Here is a 19,179-nt window from a genome sequence, read left to right as displayed (position 1 = left end):
ACGATAATCCTGTCGGTGGCCCCCGCGCATCGAACCGCGCAACCCGCAATCAGGGAGTTACTGCGCGGTCGGTCCGGTCCCGCCGCCTCGGATTCGGGTCAGTTCGACAACCCGGCCACTTCCTCGTCGGTGAGGGTCGTCTGCGGCACCCGTCCCGCGTCCCGGACCAGGACGACGGCTCGGTACAGCGGCCGTTCCTCGAGCCCGGCGCCGCGCGCCTCCGCCCGCAACTGGTCGATCAGCAGCGACGCCGCACCGGCGGCCGGAGCCAACTCGCTCGCCGACAGCGCATCGGCGAGCTTGCGCAGGCCGAGCACGTCGAGTTCCCGACCCCCGTCGGCGGTGTAGAGCGCGAGGGGGACGGTGCGGACCACGCGACCGTCACCGATCCGGACGGCCACCTGGCTGATCCGGGCGGCGCGCACGACGAATTCGACGCTGACCGCCCGCGCGACGTCGACGCGGCGCTCGATGAGGCCGTTCGACGCGTGAATCGTCGTACCGGACAGCCAGATTCGACGACGCGTCGCCAGCAGCGCGGAGACCGCGGTGGGCAGCGCGATCACCGCACCCACCGCGAGCGCGACCAGCGGAGCGGCGAAGATCGCCACCACGCCGCCCACGACGACTCCGATGACGACCGCGACCAGCGCGACCTTCCGCATCCGCGGAGCGAGCATCGCCGCCGGGACGAGGTCGAGGGAGAACTCTTCCCCGGACCGCCCGTCAGGCGTCGGCAAGAATCGAACCGATCTGCGCGACAACGCCTTCCATGGCCACCGACGTCTGTTCTCCGTTGCTCAGATCCTTGACGGCGATGGTGCCGGCCGCGAGGTCCTCGTCGCCGAGCACCAGCGCGATGCGAGCTCCGGAACGATCCGCGGCCTTCATCGACCCCTTGATGCCACGGTCGCCGTACACCATGTCGACGCGGATCCCGGCCGCACGCAGCGCGTGGGCGATCTTCACCATCTCGGTCTTCGCGGCGGCGCCCAGCGGGACCCCGAAGACCTCGCAGCGGGCGGGGTTGCCGGCGGACTTGCCTTCGGCCGCGAGCGCGAGGATCGTCCGATCCACCCCGAGGCCGTACCCGATGCCCGACAGCGGCTGACCACCGAGCTGCGCCATCAGCCCGTCGTACCGACCGCCGCCGCCGATACCGGACTGCGCGCCCAGGCCGTCGTGGACGAACTCGAACGTCGTCTTGGTGTAGTAGTCCAGACCGCGCACCATGCGGGGATTGACGACATACGGCACCCCGAGGGCGTCCAGGTGCGCGAGGACCTCGTCGAAGTGCGCCTTCGCGCTCTCCGACAGGTGGTCGAGCATGAGCGGCGCGTCCGCCGTCATCTCCCTGACGTGCGGCCGCTTGTCGTCCAGGACGCGCAGCGGATTGATCTCCGCGCGGCGGCGGGTGTCCTCGTCCAGGTCGAGCCCGAAGAGGAACTCCTGCAGGCGCTCCCGGTACTGAGGCCGGCAGGTGTCGTCGCCGAGCGAGGTGATCTCGAGGCGGAAACCGTCGAGACCCAGGCTGCGGAACCCGGCGTCGGCGATCGCGATCACCTCGGCGTCGAGCGCGGGATCGTCGACGCCGATCGCCTCGACACCCACCTGCTGCAACTGCCGGTAGCGGCCCGCCTGCGGGCGCTCGTAACGGAAGAACGGGCCGGCATAGCTGAGCTTGACGGGAAGCTGACCGCGGTCGAGCCCGTGCTCGATCACAGCGCGCATCACACCGGCCGTGCCCTCGGGACGCAACGTCACCGAACGGTCGCCGCGATCGGCGAACGTGTACATCTCCTTCGAGACGACGTCGGTGGATTCGCCGACGCCCCGGGCGAACAACCCGGTGTCCTCGAAGATCGGGAGTTCGATGTGGCCGTAGCCCGCGAGCCGGGCCGCGCGGGTCAATCCGTCGCGCACGGCGACGAACTCCGCGGACTGCGGCGGAACGTAGTCGGGAACGCCCTTGGGGGCCGAGAAGGTGCTGAGACCTGACTTACTCACGGTGCCTACTTTTCCTTACTGGGAGGCGGTCAGTCCAACGAGGAACGGGTTGGACGCGCGTTCCTGGCCGATCGAGCTCGAGCCCCCGTGCCCGGGCAGGATCGCGGTGGTGTCGTCGAGCACCAACAGCTTCCGCGCGATCGACTGCAGCAACTGCTCGTGGTTGCCACCGGGCAGGTCGCTACGGCCGATCGAACCCTGGAACAGGGTGTCGCCGGTCAGCGCCACCTGGAGCGGGCCCTCCTCGGTTGCGATCTCGGTGCGCAGCACCACCGAGCCCTGGGTGTGCCCGGGCGTGTGGTCGACGACGAAATCGATGCCGGCGACGGTGAACTCGTCCCCGTCGGCCAGCCCGATCACCTCGTCCGGCTCCCGGAACTCGACGCCCGCGATGAACTGGTTCATCGACGGCCCGATGCCGCGTCCCGGATCGGTGAGCATGTACCGGTCGTCGGGATGGATGTACGCCGGGATTCCGTAGTGCTCGCACACCGGATGAACCGACCACGTGTGATCGAGGTGACCGTGCGTGAGCAGAACCGCTTTCGGCTCGAGTTCCGACTGCGCGAGGAACTGCATGAGCGGCTCGGCGGCGTCCTGACCCGGATCGACGACGACGCACTCCCCCGAGTCGTCGTGCGCGAGAATGTAACAGTTGGTCTGGAACATTCCGGCGGGGAATCCGGTGACGAGCACGGCGACAACTCCTAGAGTACGGGGCGGTTAACGGGGTCATACGGGATCCGGAGCGGATCAGTACAGCCTAGGCCGTCGCCCCGCCAGGATCCTCTCAGGTTGAGGTGGCAGACTCGCGCATGTCCCATGTGCGGTGACGGGCGCCACGGGAGAGTTCCGAGAAGACCGAACGAGACGTACGGGAGGACGACTGCAGTGCCGAGCAATCAGCAGCGCCGTGAGGCTGCGAAACGAAAGCTGGAACGCCAGCTCGAACGGCGCGCCGAACGCGCACGGAAGCGCAAGCAGATGACGATCGCCGGGTCGATCGTCGGCGCGATCGTCGTGATCGCGGTCGGTGCCGTCGTCGTCACGCTGTCCGGCAAGGACGACAACTCGACGGAGAACACCGCCGCGTCCGAGACGCCCAGCGCCGCTGCGATGCCCGCGGGCCGCGCCGAGCCGCTGCCCAACCTCGTCAACTGTGCGTACACGCCGGCCGAGGCCCCCGCCAAGCCGAACAACCCGCCGCGCGCCGAGGGCATCGACACGACGGTCGCGACGGTCAGCGCGAGCATGGAAACGACGCAGGGCCCCATCGGGCTGACGCTGAACAACGCCGAATCCCCCTGCACCGTGAACAGTTTCGTCAGCCTCGCGTCGCAGGGCTACTTCGACGGCACCACCTGCCACCGCCTCGTCACCGGAGAGGGCCTGCAGGTGCTGCAGTGCGGCGATCCGACGGGCACCGGCAGCGGCGGACCAGGCTACCAGTTCGCGAACGAGTTCCCCACCGACCAGTACGCGCCCGACGACCTGGCCGCCCAGACGCCCGTCACCTACAAGCGCGGCACCATCGCGATGGCCAACGCCGGCGCGGGCACCAACGGCAGCCAGTTCTTCCTCGTCTACGGCGACTCGACGCTGCCGCCGCAGTACACGGTGTTCGGCACGATCGACGAGACCGGACTCCAGACCATCGAGAAAGTCGCCGCCGCCGGCGACGACGGATCGATGTCCGCGGGCGGCGGCAAGCCGAACCTGCCCATCGACATCACCAGCGTGAGGTTGGATTGATGAAGCGCACGGCATTCGCGGCAGCCGGACTCGGCCTCGCCCTCCTCCTCACCGCGTGCGGCAGCGACGACGGCGGATCGTCCGACACGACGACGAGTTCGTCGAGCATGTGGACCACCCCCGAGGCCCCGAAGATCGACCTGTCGCAGTACCCGGCGCTGCCCGCGCCGTCCGCACCCGCGGCACCGACCGTCGACTGCACGTACCCGGCCGCCGGCACGGCCGCGAAGGAAGTGCAACCGCCCAACGGGACCGCTGTCTCCACGGCCGGAACCGTCGGCGTCGACCTCACCACTGGCCAGGGGCCGATCGGCATGACTCTCGACCGCGGCGAGGCGCCGTGCAGTGTCAATAGCATCGTCAGCCTCACCGAGCAGGCCTACTTCGACAACACCCCCTGCCACCGGATCTCCACTGCTCCCGGCCTGGGCATGCTCCAGTGCGGTGACCCCAGCGGTCGCGGCAGCGGCGGACCCGGCTACCGGTACGACAACGAGTACCCGACGAACCAGTTCGCACCGAACGACCCGGCGTCGAGCAACCCCGTCGTGTACCCGCGCGGCACCGTCGCGCTGGCTAACGCCGGCGTCGACACCAACGGCAGCCAGTTCTTCCTGGTCTTCGAGGACTCGCTGCTGCAGCCCAACTACACCGTGGTCGGCACGATCTCCGACGAGGGCTTGGCGACGCTCGACAAGATTGCCGCTGCGGGCGTCGAGGGTTCCACGTCCCCGGGTGACGGCACACCGACCGACACGGTCACCATCGAGACCGCCAAGGTCGCCTGACCCGTCCCGAACAGCTGAAGGGTCCCTTCGTGCGCTCCCAACGCACGAAGGGACCCTTCAGCCGTGTATCGGGGTTCTCAGGCCGCCGAGGTGACGCGGTAGACGTCGTAGACGCCCTCGACGTTGCGGACCACGTTGAGCACGTGACCGAGGTGCTTCGGATCGCCCATCTCGAACGTGAACTTGCTGACGGCGACCCGGTCACCGGATGTGGTGACCGACGCCGACAGGATGTTGACCTTCTCGTCCGCGAGCGCCTTCGTGACGTCCGACAGCAGCCGGTGCCGGTCGAGCGCCTCGATCTGGATGGCGACGAGGAACAGCGACGTCGGCGACGGCGCCCACTCGACGTCGATGATCCGCTCCGACTGCTCGCGCAGCGACGTCGCGTTGGTGCAGTCCGTGCGGTGCACGCTGACGGCGCCGCCGCGCGTGACGAACCCCATGATCTCGTCTCCCGGCACCGGGGTGCAGCACTTGGCGAGCTTCGCCACGGTGCCCGGTGCGCCTGGCACGAGCACGCCGACGTCTCCGGACGTGCGCGATCGGGTGGGGATAGTCGACGGTGTCGACCGCTCTGCCAGCTCCTCCTCGACAGCGGTCTCGCCACCGAGATGCGCCACGAGCCGCTGCACCACGTGCTGGGCGGACACGTTGTGCTCGCCCACCGCGGTGTACAGCGCCGAGACGTCCGTGTACCGCAGCTCGTGCGCCAGCGCGGTCATGGCCTCGGCATTGAGCAGGCGCTGCAACGGAAGACCACCGCGGCGCACCTCACGCGCGATGGCGTCCTTGCCCGCCTCGAGCGCCTCCTCGCGGCGCTCCTTGGCGAACCACTGCCGAATCTTCGCCTTCGCGCGCGGCGACACCACGAACGTCTGCCAGTCGCGGCTCGGCCCGGCGTTCGGGGCCTTCGACGTGAAGACCTCGACGACCTCGCCGTTCTCGAGGGTCCGCTCGAGCGCCACCAGCCGGCCGTTGACCCGGGCGCCGATGCAGCGGTGGCCCACCTCGGTGTGCACCGCGTACGCGAAGTCGACCGGCGTGGATCCCGCCGGCAGTGTCACCACGTCACCCTTCGGGGTGAAGACGAAGATCTCCTTCACCGCGAGGTCGTAGCGCAGCGACTCGAGGAACTCGCCCGGGTCCGCCGCCTCACGCTGCCAGTCGAGCAACTGGCGCATCCACGCCATGTCGTCGACCTCGGCGATGTCGTTCGAGTGCTTGCCCTTGGTCTCCTTGTACCGCCAGTGCGCGGCGATACCGAACTCCGCGGTGCGGTGCATGTCCCGGGTGCGAATCTGCACCTCGAGCGGCTTGCCCTCGGGTCCGATCACGGTCGTGTGCAAGGACTGGTACACGCCGTAGCGGGGCTGCGCGATGTAGTCCTTGAACCGGCCCGCCATCGGCTGCCACAGCGAATGCACCACGCCGACCGCGGCGTAACAGTCCCGGATCTCGTCGCACAGGATCCGCACGCCGACCAGGTCGTGGATGTCGTCGAAGTCGCGGCCCTTGACGATCATCTTCTGGTAGATCGACCAGTAGTGCTTGGGCCGGCCCTCGACGACCGCGTTGATCCGCGACGCGGACAGCGTCGCATTGATCTCCGCCCGCACCTTGGCCAGGTACGTGTCCCGCGACGGCGCCCGGTCCGCGACCAGGCGCACGATCTCCTCGTACTTCTTGGGATGCAGGATCGCGAACGAGAGGTCCTCGAGCTCCCACTTCACCGTCGCCATGCCGAGTCGATGCGCCAGTGGCGCAATGACTTCCAGCGTCTCGCGAGCCTTGCGCGCCTGCTTCTCGGGCGGCAGGAAGCGCATCGTGCGCATGTTGTGCAGGCGGTCGGCGACCTTGATCACCAGCACCCGCGGATCCCGCGCCATCGCGATGATCATCTTGCGGATGGTCTCGCCCTCGGCCGCCGATCCGAGCACGACCTTGTCGAGCTTGGTCACGCCGTCGACGAGATGCGCCACCTCGTCGCCGAACTCGGCCGTCAACTCCTCGAGCGAGTATCCGGTGTCCTCGACCGTGTCGTGCAGCAACGCCGCGACCAGTGTCGTGGTGTCCATGCCCAACTCCGCCAGGATGTTGGCCACCGCCAGCGGATGCGTGATGTACGGATCGCCCGACTTGCGGAATTGCGTCGCGTGCCGCTGCTCGGCGACGTCGTACGCGCGCTGCAGCAGCGAGAAATCGGCCTTCGGATAGAGCTCGCGGTGCACCGCGACGAGCGGCTCGAGCACCGGCCGGATCGGCGCGTTGCGCTGACCGGTGATCCGGCGAGCCAGTCGCGCCCGCACCCGCCGCGATGCCGACGTCGGCACCGGCGCGCTCTTCTCGGCGGGATTCGTCCCGCCGGTATTCGTGGCATCAGTGTTCTGGGAACGATCAAGATGCTGGGTCATGCCGTCACCTCCTGCCACCGCACTGCCACGGCCACTCGGAACCTGGCGGCACTGCTACACCACCAGGCACAACTGTAGTCCTCAGACTCTGACCAGCGATGTCAGCGGGTACCGGTCGAACCGCGCACGCCCGCCCAACTCCTCGATCTCGAGGACGACGGCCACGCCGATCACGTCCGCACCGGCCCGCACCAGCAGCTCCGCCGCCGCGAGCAGGGTGCCGCCGGTGGCCAGCACGTCGTCGATCACGAACACCCGGCGCCCCGACAGGTCGGGCGCGTCACACGGAATCTCCAGTGTCGCGGCGCCGTACTCGAGCGCGTAGCTCTCGGCGTGCACCGGCGGCGGCAGCTTGCCCGCCTTACGGACCGCAAGGACGCCGCATCCGAGTTCCATCGCGACACCGCCGCCGAGCAGGAACCCGCGAGCGTCGACCCCGGCAACCAGATCGGCTCCGACGCCGGCGGCCGCGAGACCCTCGATCACCGACCGGTATCCCGGCCCGTCCGCGAACACCGGCGTGAGATCCGCGAACCGGACACCGGGCGTCGGGAAGTCGTCGCACCAACGGGTCAGACGGGAGACCGCATCACCCGCACGCTCGAGCGCCGAGGCGAGTTCCGGGTTCGTGGCTTCGGGTGCATCCATCTGAGAAATCACCTGAGAAGTATCCACCTGTCCATGTTCCATCCCGAACCGGACCTCGTCGGATTGGGCACGACGGCGTGCATGCCCTTCGAGTGCGCGATCGTGCGGGGCTGGTCGAACAGCGGGATCGTCGGCATCTCGTTCCACAGGATCGCCTCGGCCTCACCGAGCAGCGACATGCGGGCCGCGAGCGACGCGTCGACGGCGAGCTGGTCGACCACCTGGTCGAACCGGCGGTTCGAGAAGCCGCCGAAGTTGTCGCCGTTGCCGGTCCGCAGTGCGAACGCCGCGTCGTCGATCGAGTCGGTCCCGGCAGCACCGGCCGCGGACGCGGTGCCTGCCAGCACCGCATCGACCTGTCCGGCGCGCAGCGCCGTCGGGGAGAAGTCGGGTGAACCCGCGTCCTCGACGGTGATGCCGGCGCCGGCGCAGGACTCGGCGACGATCTGCACGGTGCGCGCACGACGCTCGTCCGGGCCGAGGTACCCGACACGGACGGTCAGTTGCTGCTGACCGGCGGCCTCGCGCGCTCCGGCGATGTCGGGGTCGGTGTACGTGCCGCCTTCCGCGGCGACCGCCGACGGATAGAACAGCGTGTCCGGCCCCGTGATCCGGGAGTCGATCACACCCGATCCGATGCCGTCCGCACGGTCGAACCCGGGGTGACCGAGTTCGTCGTACAGCCGCTGCCGCGGCAGACACAGCGCGAACGCGCGGCGGGCGTCGGGCGAACCGAACACACCCTGCGTCGCGAGCACGAACTGCTCCACACTGCGCGACGGCTCGTGTGCGACGTCGAATCCGCCGTCCGGCTCGAACCCGGCCAGCGAACCGGCACCGATGTCCACGACTTCGACGTCCCCGGCATCCATTCCGGCCTGCACGTCGGAGCCCTTGGGCCACACCACGATCCGCGACGTCTGCGGCTTGATACCCCACCACCGCTCGTTCTCCACGAGCACCAGGCCGTCGTCGGTCGTGTACGACTCGATCCGGTACGGACCCGACGACGGGAACTTGGCCAGTTCGAGGTCGCCGGGCTCGAGACGCCACCCGGTGTTCCAGAAATCCGCGATCCGCCCCACCGCGTCCGCATCGCCGGAACGGATCGCTCCAACCAGGTCCGGCACACCCGCGGCCTGCGCGGCGACGTGGGCCGGCATCAGCTCGGTGGCGCCGAACAACGACCGCCAGCCGAGGTAGCCGCGGCCGGGCGAGAACACGACCGTGACGTCCTTGGCCCCGGGCTGGCAGTCGACCCGTTCGATGTCCGCGTAGCCGGCGCGCGTGGCGGCGTCGAACATCGACACCGGACCGCTGTCGCCGGGCCGGGTGAAGCGGCCGCTGCCGGCCGCCCATGCGAGCACGAAGTCGTCACACGAGATCGGCACCCCGTCCGAGTAGACCGACGACGGGTTGAGTCGGTACTGCACGGTGAGTGAGTCCCCGGGCACCACGCTCGCGGTTCCGAAATCGGTGTCCGCCACCGGCGCACCCGACGGACCCGTGTAACTCATACCGGTGAGAACCCGACCGAACGACTGCAGCGCCCCGGTCGCCGAGCCCTCGACGGTGTTGCCGTTGTAGGTGGTGACGACGTTGTCGATCGCGTAGCCCAACGAGGGCACCTGATCGGTCGGTTCACTGCTGCACGCTGCGGTCGCGCCGACCGCGGCCGCGGCGGCCAGGGCGACGATCGACCTGGCCGCCCGGCGGCGGAACCTGCTGCGACTGGTGGCGTCCGCCATGTCAGTGCCTCTTCTTGTTGCGCTTCCCGGTCGGTACCGCACCGGGTCGCGGCGCGGGACCCGCCGCCGCGCTAACCCGAGGTTCGGGCTGCGACGCCCCGACACGGGTGCCGGCGGCCGCCCTCTTCGCGAGCACCTTCTTGGTATGTGCGGCGACCGGACCCCACCGTTCCTTGATCGACACCAGCATCGGCGTCGCGGTGAAGATCGACGAGTAGGCGCCGACGATGATGCCCACCAACTGGACCAGTGCCAGATCCTTGAGGGTGCCGATACCCAGCAGCCACACCGCGACCACCATCAGCGCGATCACCGGGAGGATCGAGATGACCGTGGTGTTGATCGACCGCATCAGCGTCTGGTTGACGGCCAGGTTCGCCTGCTCGGCGTACGTCCGCCGGTTCAGGTGCAGGATTCCCCGGGTGTTCTCCTCCACCTTGTCGAACACGACGACGGTGTCGTAGAGCGAGAAGCCGAGGATCGTGAGCAGACCGATCACCGTCGCCGGCGTCACCTCGAAACCGATCAGCGAGTACACGCCGGCGGTGACGATCATGTCGAAGAACAACGACACGATCGCGGCGATCGCCATGTCTCTTTCGAACCGGACAGCGATGTAGATGCTGACGATGACGAGGAACACCACGAGCGCGATGAGCGCCTTCTTGGTGATCTGCCCGCCCCACGTCTCGCTGACGTCCGCGACGCTGATCGCGTTCTTCGACGTGTTGCCGTTGCTGTCCTTCGGCTGGAACTCGTCGTACAGCGCGTTCTGCAGCTCGTTGACCTGACCGGCGTCGAGCGCCTCGGAGCGGATCTCGACCGACGAACTCGAGCCCGAGCCCACCGTCTGCACCGAGACCGGCTCCTGGCCGAGGGTGTCGCTGTAGACCGTCTCGACCTGTTCGGTGGTCACACCCTCCGGGGTCGGGAACTGGATGCGGGTGCCGCCCTCGAACTCGATGCCGAGGGAGAAGCCGCGCACGAGGATGCTCAGGAGCGACAGCGCGACGATCGCACCGGTCAACCAGTAGTAGAACTTGCGGCGTCCGACGACCTCGAATCCGCCGGTACCGGTGTAGAGCCGCTGGAGCCAGCTGTGGTGCGGCAGCACTGCACGATCGGAGGCTGCCTCGGTCGCCCCGGAGGAGGTTGCAGAGGTGTTCGACTCACTCATTTTCATGCCTCCTCGGAGGTCGACGCCGCGACCAGCTTGCGTTCGCGAGCGACCTGCTGGACCGCGCCGAGACCGTTGACGCCGGGCTTCGACCAGAAGCGGGACTTGGATGCCATGTACACCAGCGGCCAGGTCACCAGGAACACCACGACCACGTCGAGGATCGTCGTGAGGCCGAGGGTGAACGCGAAGCCGCGCACCTGGCCGACGGCGAGGACGTACAGGACCGCAGCCGCGATGAAGCTGACCGCGTTACCGGACAGGATCGTCCGGCGCGCACGCGCCCAACCACGTGGTACGGCGGACCGGAAGCTCCGGCCCTCGCGCATCTCGTCCTTGATCCGCTCGAAGAACACGACGAACGAGTCGGCGGTCATGCCGATACCGATGATCAGACCGGCGATGCCCGCCAGGTCGAGGGTGAAGCCGATGTACCGGCCGAGCAGCACCATCACGGCGTAGACCATGAGACCCGACAACACCAGCGACAGCGCGGTCAACACGCCCAGCATGCGGTAGTAGACGAGGCAGTAGACGAGCACGAGCACGAGGCCCACCGCGCCGGCGATGAGGCCCGCCTCGAGCGACGCGAGGCCCAGGGTCGCCGAGACCGTCTCGGCCTCGGACGCCTGGAACGACAGCGGCAGCGACCCGTACTTGAGGGTGTTCGCGAGTTCCTGCGCCTGCGTCTGGTTGAACTGGCCGGTGATCGAGGTCGAGCTACCGGCCGGCGTCGCACCCTGCACGACGGGCGCGCTGACGACCTTCGAGTCGAGCGTGAAGGCGGCCTGCTTGCCGATGTTGGCGGCGGTGAACTGCGCCCAGGTGGAGCTGCCGCTCGACTTGAAGCTCAGGCTCACCTCGTAGCGGGACTGCTGCGTGTTGTAACCGGAGCTGGCGTCGGAGATCTCCTGGCCGTCGATGATGCTCGGCGCCAGCAGGTACACGGTGGTGCCGTCCGTCGAACAGGCGACGAGCGGCAGATTCGGGTCGTCGTTGCCCTGGAGCGGATCGGGCGCCGAGCAGTCGAGCGTGGCCATCGCCTGCTGCTGGACCGCCGGGTCCTCGCTCTGACGTGTCTCCTTCGCCTTGGCGATCTCGGCTGCGGCTGCCTCGGGAGAACCGGGTACAGGCTCACCGGGCGCGGGAGCGGGCGCCGGAGACGGCGAGGGTTCGGCCGGCTCGGTGGGATCCTGCGCCGGGAACGGGCGCTCCTGCACGTCGGGGGTGGCGGCGGGCTCGGTCGGCGCCGGAGCCGGCGTGGTCGGGGCCTGCGTCGCAGGTGCCGGCTGCGCACCGGGGGCAGCTGCGGCCTGCGAGCCGACGACCGGGCGAATGTAGAGCCGGGCAGTCTGACCGAGCGACCGTGCCTGCGAGCTGTCGTCGCCGGGCACCGTGATCACCAGGTTGTCACCGTCGATCACCACCTCGGACCCGGAGACGCCCAGGCCGTTGACGCGCGTCTCGATGATCTGCTGGGCCTGACGGAGGCTGTCCTGGCTGGGTGTACTGCCGTCCGGTGTCCGCGCGGTGAGGGTGACACGTGTTCCGCCCTGCAGGTCGATCCCGAGCTCGGGAGTCGGGGACTTGTCTCCGGTGAAGAAGACCAGCGCATACAGCGCGGCGACGAGCGCCGTGAAAACGGCGAGCGCGCGCACTGGGTGCACCGATCCTGTCGAAGGTGCCACGGTCTGTCTGTCTCCTCGGTACGTGCGGTTCAGATGATGACGCAAAGGTGATGACGCAAAAAAGACAAGCGAGCCGCTCGGCGGGCCGAGCGTGAACACGCCCTCGTCGGCAGGGGGAATTCCTGCCGACGAGGGCGGCTACCGCACTATTCGCCGTTCAGGCGACGCTGCGTGTCGTCCGGGGTCTCGTCGTCGTGCTCGACGGACTCGGTGCCGGCTGCGTCCTCGTCGACCACATGCTCACGGACGACCATCCGCGACCAGGTGGTGACGACACCGGGAGCGATCTCGAGATCGACCGTTCCCTCGTCCAGTCCGGCCACCGTCGCGTGGAGGCCGGCAGTGGTCATGACACGGTCACCGATCTTCAGGGAGTCCTGCAGATCGGCGGTCTTCTGCATCTCCTTCTTCTGGCGCCTGATGCCGAGAAACATCGGCACGAGCAGAGCAAGAATCAGAAGCGGAAACAGCAATTCCATCAGGAAGTCAGTCCTCGGGTTTCGTCATGTAAGGCGTTACACACGGCGATGATCACGGGACCGGTCGGCCCCGCGCTAGTGACCAGTGTGCCACTAGCGGGTCGCGCGAAAGGGAAATCGTCACCGATGGCATTTCGCTCATATCGAACAACGCGGGTTCCCGGGCGGTGAAATCACCTCACGATTCATCCCGGTCCGGGTCCTGCGGGTCGAACAGACCGAGCTGCGGTTCGCGGGCGCGGACCTCGATGCCGCCCACCGCGGCGTCCGGCGGAGGTGCGAGGCCCAGTTGCGCCCACGCGGCCGCCGTCGCGACGCGACCGCGCGGCGTCCGGGCGATCATGCCCGCCCGGACCAGGAACGGCTCACACACCTCCTCGACCGTCGAGGGTTCCTCCCCCACCGCGACGGCCAGCGTCGAGACTCCCACCGGCCCACCACCGAAGCTTCGGACCAGCGCGCCCAGCACCGCCCGGTCCAACCGGTCGAGGCCGAGCTGGTCCACGTCGTACACCGCCAGCGCCGCCTGCGCGATCTCGCGGGTGATGATGCCGTCGGCGCGGACCTCCGCGTAGTCACGGACCCGGCGCAGCAGCCGATTCGCGATGCGCGGCGTGCCACGCGAGCGCCCCGCGATCTCCGCACCGGCCTCCTCGCCGAGTTCGATCCCGAGGATGCCGGCCGATCGGAGCAGGATGAGCTGCAGCTCGTGCGGCTCGTAGAAGTCCATGTGCGCGGTGAAGCCGAAGCGGTCCCGGAGCGGCCCGGTGAGCGCACCCGAACGCGTGGTGGCTCCGACCAGAGTGAAAGGGGCGACCTCGAGGGGGATCGACGTCGCGCCCGGCCCCTTCCCCACCACGACATCGACCCGGAAGTCCTCCATCGCGAGATACAGCATCTCCTCGGCGGGCCGCGCCATCCGGTGGATCTCGTCGATGAACAGCACGTCGCCCTCGACCAGATTGCTGAGCATCGCCGCGAGGTCGCCGGCGCGTTCGAGCGCGGGACCCGACGTCAGCCGCAGCGAGGTGCCGAGCTCCGTCGCGATGATCATCGCCATGCTCGTCTTACCCAGGCCGGGCGGTCCGGACAACAGCACGTGGTCGGGAGTCCCACCGCGCAGCTTCGCGCCGGTGAGCACCAGCTGCAGCTGTTCGCGGACCCGCGGCTGGCCGATGAAGTCGCTCAGGTTCTTCGGACGCAGGCTCGCTTCGACCTCGCCGTCCGACGAGACGAAATTCGCCGTGACCGCCGACTCGTCCGACGCGTCGCGGGCGCCTCCGGCGTCGTCCATACCGTCGCCGTAGATCATCGTGTCTTCCCGAGCAGCGCGAGTGCCGACCGCAGGACTGTGGACGTCGGAGCCTCCGGATCGGCCGCCACCACGGTGTCGGTGGCCTTCTCCGCGTGCTCGAGCTTGAAGCCGAGACCGGTCAGCGCCTCGACCACCTGGTCACGGACGACGCTCGCGGACGTGGCCGCACCCGCGCCCGGCAGATCACCGGTCACGGCGACGGCCTCGACCTTGTCGCGAAGCTCGACGACCATGCGCTCGGCGCCGCGCTTGCCGATGCCCGGAACACGAGTAAGCGCGGTGACATTGCCCTCTGCGAGGGCCTTGCGGAGCGCCTCGGGTTCGAGGACCGCGAGTATCGCCATCGCCAGCCGCGGCCCCACCCCGGACACCGTCTGCAGCAGGCCGAACAGATCTCGCGACTCCGCGTCGGCGAAGCCGTACAGCGTCATCGAGTCCTCACGGACGATCATCGCCGTCAACAGGCGCGATTCGTCGCCCCGCCGAAGGGTCGCCAGGGTGGCGGGTGTCGCGTTGACGCGGTACCCGACGCCCGCGGCCTCGATCACCGCATGGTCCAGCCCGACCTCGAGAACCTCACCCCGAACCGAAGCGATCACCGTGTTCCTGCCTTTCCGGCCGCAATTTCCTTCAGCCGTGCCTCGTACCGCCGCTTCTGCTCCGCCGCCGCCGCTTCCATCGCGGCCATCCGCTCGAGCATCGGCGCGCGCCAACAATGGCAGATCGCCAGCGCGAGCGCGTCGGCCGCATCGGCCGGCTTCGGCGGGGTGTCCAGTCCGAGAATGCGGGTGACCATCGCGGTGACCTGCTTCTTGTCGGCGGCACCGCTACCCGTCACCGCGGCCTTGACCTGGCTCGGCGTGTGAAAGCACACAGGAATACCCCGCTTGGCCGCCGCGAGGGCCACCACACCGCCGGCCTGTGCCGTCCCCATCGCGGTTCGTACATTGTGCTGCGCGAACACTCGCTCGACCGCGACGACCGTGGGCCGGAACCGGTCGAGCCACTCGTCGGCCGCCTCCGAGATCCGGAGGAGACGCGACGCGAGTTCCATCTCGGGCGGGGTCCGCACGACGTCGACCGCCACGGGCCTCACCTCGCGGCCACGGCCCGCGTCCACGACGCCGAAGCCGCATCGCGTCAGGCCGGGGTCGACACCCAGAACACGCACGCGCCCACCTCTCGCACTACTTTCCGAACAGTTGTTCGAGCATAGCGGGAGGTGGGCGCGTGACGATGCACCAACACGCAGTCGGCGCCGCCGGAGCCTAGGCGTCGAGTTCGGCGAGCACCTCGTCGGAGACGTCGACGTTGGTGTAGACGTTCTGGACGTCGTCGGAGTCCTCGAGGGCGTCGACGAGCTTGAACACCTTACGGGCACCCTCGGCGTCGACCGGAACCTCGACGGACGCACGGAAGTCCGGATCGGCCGACTCGTAGTCGACGCCGGCATCGACCAGCGCGGTGCGGACCGGGATCAGATCGCCGGCCTCGCACACGATCTCGAAGCTCTCACCGAGATCGTTGATCTCCTCGGCACCCGCCTCGAGCACGATCTCCAGCAGATCGTCCTCGGTGCGACCGTTCTTCTCGAGCACCACGACGCCCTTGCGCGTGAACAGGTACGAGACCGAACCGGGGTCCGCCATGTTGCCGCCGTTGCGGGTCATCGCGGTGCGCACCTCGCCGGCGGCGCGGTTGCGGTTGTCGGTGAGGCACTCGATCAGCACGGCGACACCGTTGGGGCCGTAGCCCTCGTACATGATGGTCTGCCAGTCGGCGCCGCCGGCTTCCTCGCCACCGCCACGCTTGCGAGCGCGCTCGATGTTGTCGTTCGGGACCGAGCTCTTCTTGGCCTTCTGGATGGCGTCGTAGAGGGTGGGGTTACCCGACGGATCGCCACCACCCGTACGAGCTGCCACCTCGATGTTCTTGATCAGCTTCGCGAACATCTTGCCGCGCTTGGCGTCGATCACGGCCTTCTTGTGCTTGGTGGTGGCCCATTTGGAGTGGCCGCTCATTCGTGGGAGCCCCTTCCTGCAGTGCGCCGTGGCAGATACGACAAATCCCACGGCAATTCGACTGCACACTTGTCGGAGATTCGATGCTACCTGCACACCCGTCCGGTCCGGACACACCGCCTCCCCCGGAAGGTTACGATCCGGTAGATGTTGCCGACGTTCCCAAGACAGCGCGTCGGGCACAATGGACCCTTCCAGAGACATCAACGATGTGTGATCGAGAACGACGGACGGCGTCTCTCGCGCGGGGGCGCGAACATGCGGATGCCCGGATCGTTGGGGGAAAGGCGAATGAATGCGCACTCACAGACCGGGATCGACCCACCGTCTGAAGAAGCGACTGATCGGACTCGTGGCGGCAGCTCTGCTGTTGCCGGCGCTGACGGCGGTGACGGGCACGACCACCGCGAACGCTGCCCCACGCGGTGGCTACGAGGAGGCGTGGGTCGACTCGACGATGGGCCCGATCAAGGTCCAGATCCAGTGGGCGGCGCGCGGGGGTAACGCCGCTCTCTACCTGCTCGACGGCATGCGCGCGCGGGACGACCGCAACGCCTGGTCGTTCGAGACCAACGCGTTCGAGCAGTTCGCCCTGGACAACGTCACCCTGGTGATGCCGGTCGGCGGACAGTCCAGCTTCTATACGGACTGGTACGCCCCGAGCAACTTCAACGGGCAGAAGATCACCTACAAGTGGGAGACCTTCCTGACCCAGGAACTGCCCGCCTACCTCGAGACCCGCGGCGTCTCCCGCACCAACAACGCGGTGACGGGTCTGTCGATGGGCGGCTCGGCGGCGCTCACGCTGGCCGCCTATCACCGCGACCAGTTCAAGTTCGCAGGTTCCTACTCCGGCTACCTCAATCTGTCGGCTCCCGGCATGCGCGAGATGATCCGGATCGCGATGCTCGACGCCGGTGGGTACAACTCCGATGCCATGTGGGGCCCGCCGTGGGACGGCCGGTGGATGCGCAACGATCCCTTCGTGTTCGCACCACTGCTCAAGGGTCTGTCGATGTACATCTCCTCGGGCAACGGCCTGCCCGGCGAGTACGACGCACCGGGCGCTCTGCTGGGATCCCTCGGCTCGTCCGATCTGCGCGGTTCCCTCGGATCATCGGGTTCGGTGACGTCGTTCAACACGTCCAACGCGATGGGTCTCGAATCGCTGGCACTGATGAACACCCGCGCCTTCGAGGCGCGGCTGAACAGCCTCGGGATCCCTGCGACGTACGACTTCACGCCCGACGGCACGCACGCGTGGGGTTACTGGTCCGCGGAGTTGTGGAAGTCGCGTCCGCAGATCCTCGACGCCCTGAACGCGTGGTGACGCGCCCCTCGGACGCTGCCGGGTTTGGGGTCAGTTACCCCGCACCATGTCGACGAACAGTTGGTGGACGCGACGATCGCCGGTGACCTCGGGGTGGAACGAGGTCGCGAGGACCGGGCCCTGCCGCACGGCCACGATGTGGTCGGCGGCGGGGCCTTCCGGCACCCGGGCCAGGACGTCCACACCGGGCCCGACCCGCTCGACCCACGGCGCGCGGATGAACACCGCGCGGACCGGATCGCCGTCGATGCCGGTGAAGTCGAGGTCGGCCTCGAACGAGTCCACCTGACGTCCGAAGGCGTTGCGCCGCACCGTCATGTCGAGCCCGTCGAGGTGCTGCGCATCGGGGCGGGTGTCGAGCACCTCGCTCGCGAGCAGGATCATCCCGGCACACGAGCCATAGGCCGGCATCCCGTCCTCGAGGCGGGCACGAATCGGATCGAGGAGATCGAAGACGGTCAGCAGCCGACTCATCGTCGTCGACTCGCCGCCCGGAATCACCAGGCCGTCCACGGATTCGAGTTCGGAGAGTCGGCGAACGCCGAGCGCACGGGCGCCGCTGGATTCGAGCGCCGCGAGGTGCTCGCGGACGTCGCCCTGGAGTGCGAGCACGCCGATGGTCGGTTGTTTGGTCACGAGAGAATGTCCTGCACTATTCGACGCTATTGACTACGGAAACGCTATCAGCCACTGCTGACGCGCCCCGCATCCACCGATCCGCACGGATCTACCCGGGATCGCGCCGCAGGAGTCGCGTGAGGCCCTCCTGCACGACGGCGGCCACGAGATGCCCCTCGCGATTGAAGATGCGCCCCTGGGTGAGCGCCCGGCCGAAACCGGCAGACGGGGACGACTGGTCGTAGAGCAGCCAGTCGTCGGCCCGGAACGGACGCATGAACCACAGCGCGTGATCGAGTGACGCACTCTGGATCGGAGTATCCGGATGGGTGGTGCTCGCCGACGCCAACAGCGTCATGTCGCTCATGTACGCGAGGGTGCAGATGTGGAAGACCGGATCGTCGGGTAGTTCCTCGCGGGAACGGAACCAGACCTGCTGTTGCACCGGCACACCCCGCCGACGCTGGATCTGCTCGGTCGGCACGTAGCGCAGGTCCCAGTCCGCCCACTCGCGGAACTCCCACGACTTCTCCTCCGACGCGAGCGACGCCGCGTCCGGCAGGTCCTCCGGCGCCGGCACGGTCGGCATCACGTCCTCGTGCTCGATGCCCTCGTCGAGCACGTGGAACGACGCCGACATCGTGAAGATCGCCTGCCCGTCCTGCACAGCGGTCACGCGACGGGTGGTGAACGATCGGCCGTCCCGGATCCGGTCGACGAGGTAGACGATCGGCATCACCGGGTTACCCGGCCGCAGGAAGTAGCCGTGCAACGAATGGACGTGGAAGTGCTCATCGACCGTCCGCACCGCGGACACCAGCGCCTGCCCGGCGACCTGTCCGCCGAACGTGCGCGGCAGCATCGTCTCCGTCGCGATACCGCGGAAGATATCCCGCTCGAGCCGCTCGAGTTCCAGGATCTGCTCGATCTTCGCCATCTGGGCCCCTTCCGCCGCGTGCGCTCAGGCTAGCAACGCACGAACGCGGTGACGGCCGCACCGGGCCGTCACCGCGTTCGTCGTGTTGTGTTCTACCGGCTGAAGGTCACCAGCCGCGCTCGGCGAGCCGGTGAGGCTGCGGGATGTCGTCGACGTTGATGCCGACCATGGCCTCGCCGAGACCGCGGGAGACCTTCGCGAGGACGTCGGGGTCGTCGAAGAAGGTGGTGGCCTTGACGATCGCGGCGGCGCGCTCG

General features: G+C 68.3%; 18 protein-coding genes and 1 pseudogene. 3 read left to right on the top strand and 16 right to left on the bottom strand.

Features of this window, described 5'->3' with window-relative positions:
• Positions 1-98: 98 nt before the first annotated feature.
• Genes PSS76_RS17340 through PSS76_RS17330 form a run of 3 tightly spaced genes read right to left on the bottom strand, consistent with a single transcriptional unit; the run spans position 99 to position 2,703 of the window.
• Positions 99-680: a hypothetical protein gene (locus PSS76_RS17340; protein WP_044990999.1), complete on the bottom strand. Its 582-nt coding sequence runs from the start codon at positions 678-680 to the stop codon at positions 99-101.
• A gap of 46 nt (positions 681-726) precedes the next feature.
• On the bottom strand, positions 727-2,007 hold the full coding sequence (hisS, locus tag PSS76_RS17335) for a histidine--tRNA ligase (protein WP_013415863.1): 1,281 nt from the start codon (positions 2,005-2,007) through the stop codon (positions 727-729).
• A gap of 15 nt (positions 2,008-2,022) precedes the next feature.
• On the bottom strand, positions 2,023-2,703 hold the full coding sequence (locus PSS76_RS17330) for an MBL fold metallo-hydrolase (protein WP_221286163.1): 681 nt from the start codon (positions 2,701-2,703) through the stop codon (positions 2,023-2,025).
• 195 nt (positions 2,704-2,898) lie between these two features.
• On the opposite strand from PSS76_RS17330, the gene PSS76_RS17325 reads away from it, so the two are divergent.
• Together PSS76_RS17325 and PSS76_RS17320 are read left to right on the top strand one after the other, a co-directional pair.
• The gene (locus tag PSS76_RS17325) at positions 2,899-3,759 is read left to right on the top strand and encodes a peptidylprolyl isomerase (RefSeq protein ID WP_064057854.1); all 861 of its coding nucleotides are present in this window, start codon (positions 2,899-2,901) and stop codon (positions 3,757-3,759) included.
• Positions 3,759-4,547 carry a peptidylprolyl isomerase gene (locus PSS76_RS17320; RefSeq protein ID WP_084846085.1) on the top strand — a complete coding sequence of 263 codons (789 nt, stop codon included), beginning with the start codon at positions 3,759-3,761 and terminating at the stop codon, positions 4,545-4,547. The genes PSS76_RS17325 and PSS76_RS17320 overlap by 1 nt, the downstream gene beginning before the upstream one ends.
• A gap of 77 nt (positions 4,548-4,624) precedes the next feature.
• On the opposite strand, the gene PSS76_RS17315 is transcribed toward PSS76_RS17320, so the two are convergent.
• From PSS76_RS17315 to PSS76_RS17270, 10 genes are all read right to left on the bottom strand, one after another.
• Positions 4,625-6,961 (bottom strand): RelA/SpoT family protein, encoded by a 2,337-nt coding sequence (locus tag PSS76_RS17315; protein WP_081121763.1) that lies wholly within the window; start codon positions 6,959-6,961, stop codon positions 4,625-4,627.
• Positions 6,962-7,042: 81 nt separating this feature from the next.
• A complete protein-coding gene (locus PSS76_RS17310) occupies positions 7,043-7,609 on the bottom strand; it encodes an adenine phosphoribosyltransferase (protein ID WP_005513525.1) in 567 nt (188 codons plus the stop codon).
• Positions 7,610-7,617: 8 nt separating this feature from the next.
• The gene (locus tag PSS76_RS17305; protein ID WP_013415860.1) at positions 7,618-9,357 is read right to left on the bottom strand and encodes an ABC transporter substrate-binding protein; all 1,740 of its coding nucleotides are present in this window, start codon (positions 9,355-9,357) and stop codon (positions 7,618-7,620) included.
• Position 9,358: 1 nt separating this feature from the next.
• Positions 9,359-10,534: a protein translocase subunit SecF gene (gene secF, locus PSS76_RS17300; RefSeq protein ID WP_013415859.1), complete on the bottom strand. Its 1,176-nt coding sequence runs from the start codon at positions 10,532-10,534 to the stop codon at positions 9,359-9,361.
• A gap of 2 nt (positions 10,535-10,536) precedes the next feature.
• The gene (gene secD / locus PSS76_RS17295) at positions 10,537-12,222 is read right to left on the bottom strand and encodes a protein translocase subunit SecD (protein ID WP_049910348.1); all 1,686 of its coding nucleotides are present in this window, start codon (positions 12,220-12,222) and stop codon (positions 10,537-10,539) included.
• 146 nt (positions 12,223-12,368) lie between these two features.
• Positions 12,369-12,701, bottom strand: a complete 333-nt coding sequence (yajC, locus tag PSS76_RS17290) for a preprotein translocase subunit YajC (RefSeq protein WP_005513536.1) — start codon at positions 12,699-12,701, stop codon at positions 12,369-12,371.
• A gap of 178 nt (positions 12,702-12,879) precedes the next feature.
• A complete protein-coding gene (gene ruvB, locus PSS76_RS17285; RefSeq protein WP_221278768.1) occupies positions 12,880-13,995 on the bottom strand; it encodes a Holliday junction branch migration DNA helicase RuvB in 1,116 nt (371 codons plus the stop codon).
• A 14-nt stretch (positions 13,996-14,009) separates the two neighbouring features.
• On the bottom strand, positions 14,010-14,615 hold the full coding sequence (gene ruvA, locus PSS76_RS17280) for a Holliday junction branch migration protein RuvA (RefSeq protein WP_013415856.1): 606 nt from the start codon (positions 14,613-14,615) through the stop codon (positions 14,010-14,012).
• Positions 14,612-15,187, bottom strand: a complete 576-nt coding sequence (ruvC, locus tag PSS76_RS17275) for a crossover junction endodeoxyribonuclease RuvC (RefSeq protein ID WP_337456431.1) — start codon at positions 15,185-15,187, stop codon at positions 14,612-14,614. Before ruvC ends, ruvA begins: the two co-directional genes overlap by 4 nt.
• 97 nt (positions 15,188-15,284) lie before the next feature.
• Entirely contained in the window at positions 15,285-16,037 is a 753-nt protein-coding gene (locus tag PSS76_RS17270) for a YebC/PmpR family DNA-binding transcriptional regulator (protein ID WP_005513541.1), read from the bottom strand.
• A 295-nt stretch (positions 16,038-16,332) separates the two neighbouring features.
• Between PSS76_RS17270 and PSS76_RS17265 the strand changes: the two genes are divergently transcribed.
• Positions 16,333-17,367: an alpha/beta hydrolase gene (locus PSS76_RS17265; RefSeq protein ID WP_005513542.1), complete on the top strand. Its 1,035-nt coding sequence runs from the start codon at positions 16,333-16,335 to the stop codon at positions 17,365-17,367.
• A 30-nt stretch (positions 17,368-17,397) separates the two neighbouring features.
• On the opposite strand, the gene pdxT is transcribed toward PSS76_RS17265, so the two are convergent.
• The 3 genes and pseudogenes from pdxT to PSS76_RS17250 form a co-directional block, all read right to left on the bottom strand.
• Positions 17,398-18,003, bottom strand: coding sequence for a pyridoxal 5'-phosphate synthase glutaminase subunit PdxT (gene pdxT, locus PSS76_RS17260; protein ID WP_005513543.1), 606 nt, complete (start codon positions 18,001-18,003; stop codon positions 17,398-17,400).
• Positions 18,004-18,094: 91 nt separating this feature from the next.
• The gene (locus PSS76_RS17255; protein WP_022595651.1) at positions 18,095-18,922 is read right to left on the bottom strand and encodes an acyl-CoA thioesterase; all 828 of its coding nucleotides are present in this window, start codon (positions 18,920-18,922) and stop codon (positions 18,095-18,097) included.
• A 106-nt stretch (positions 18,923-19,028) separates the two neighbouring features.
• A pseudogene (locus PSS76_RS17250) lies at positions 19,029-19,179 on the bottom strand (pyridoxal 5'-phosphate synthase lyase subunit PdxS); the annotation flags it as partial.

Source organism: Prescottella sp. D32 (genome assembly GCF_037287305.1).
GTDB classification, from domain to species: domain Bacteria; phylum Actinomycetota; class Actinomycetes; order Mycobacteriales; family Mycobacteriaceae; genus Prescottella; species Prescottella equi.
This window is presented reverse-complemented; position numbering and strand designations above follow the sequence as displayed.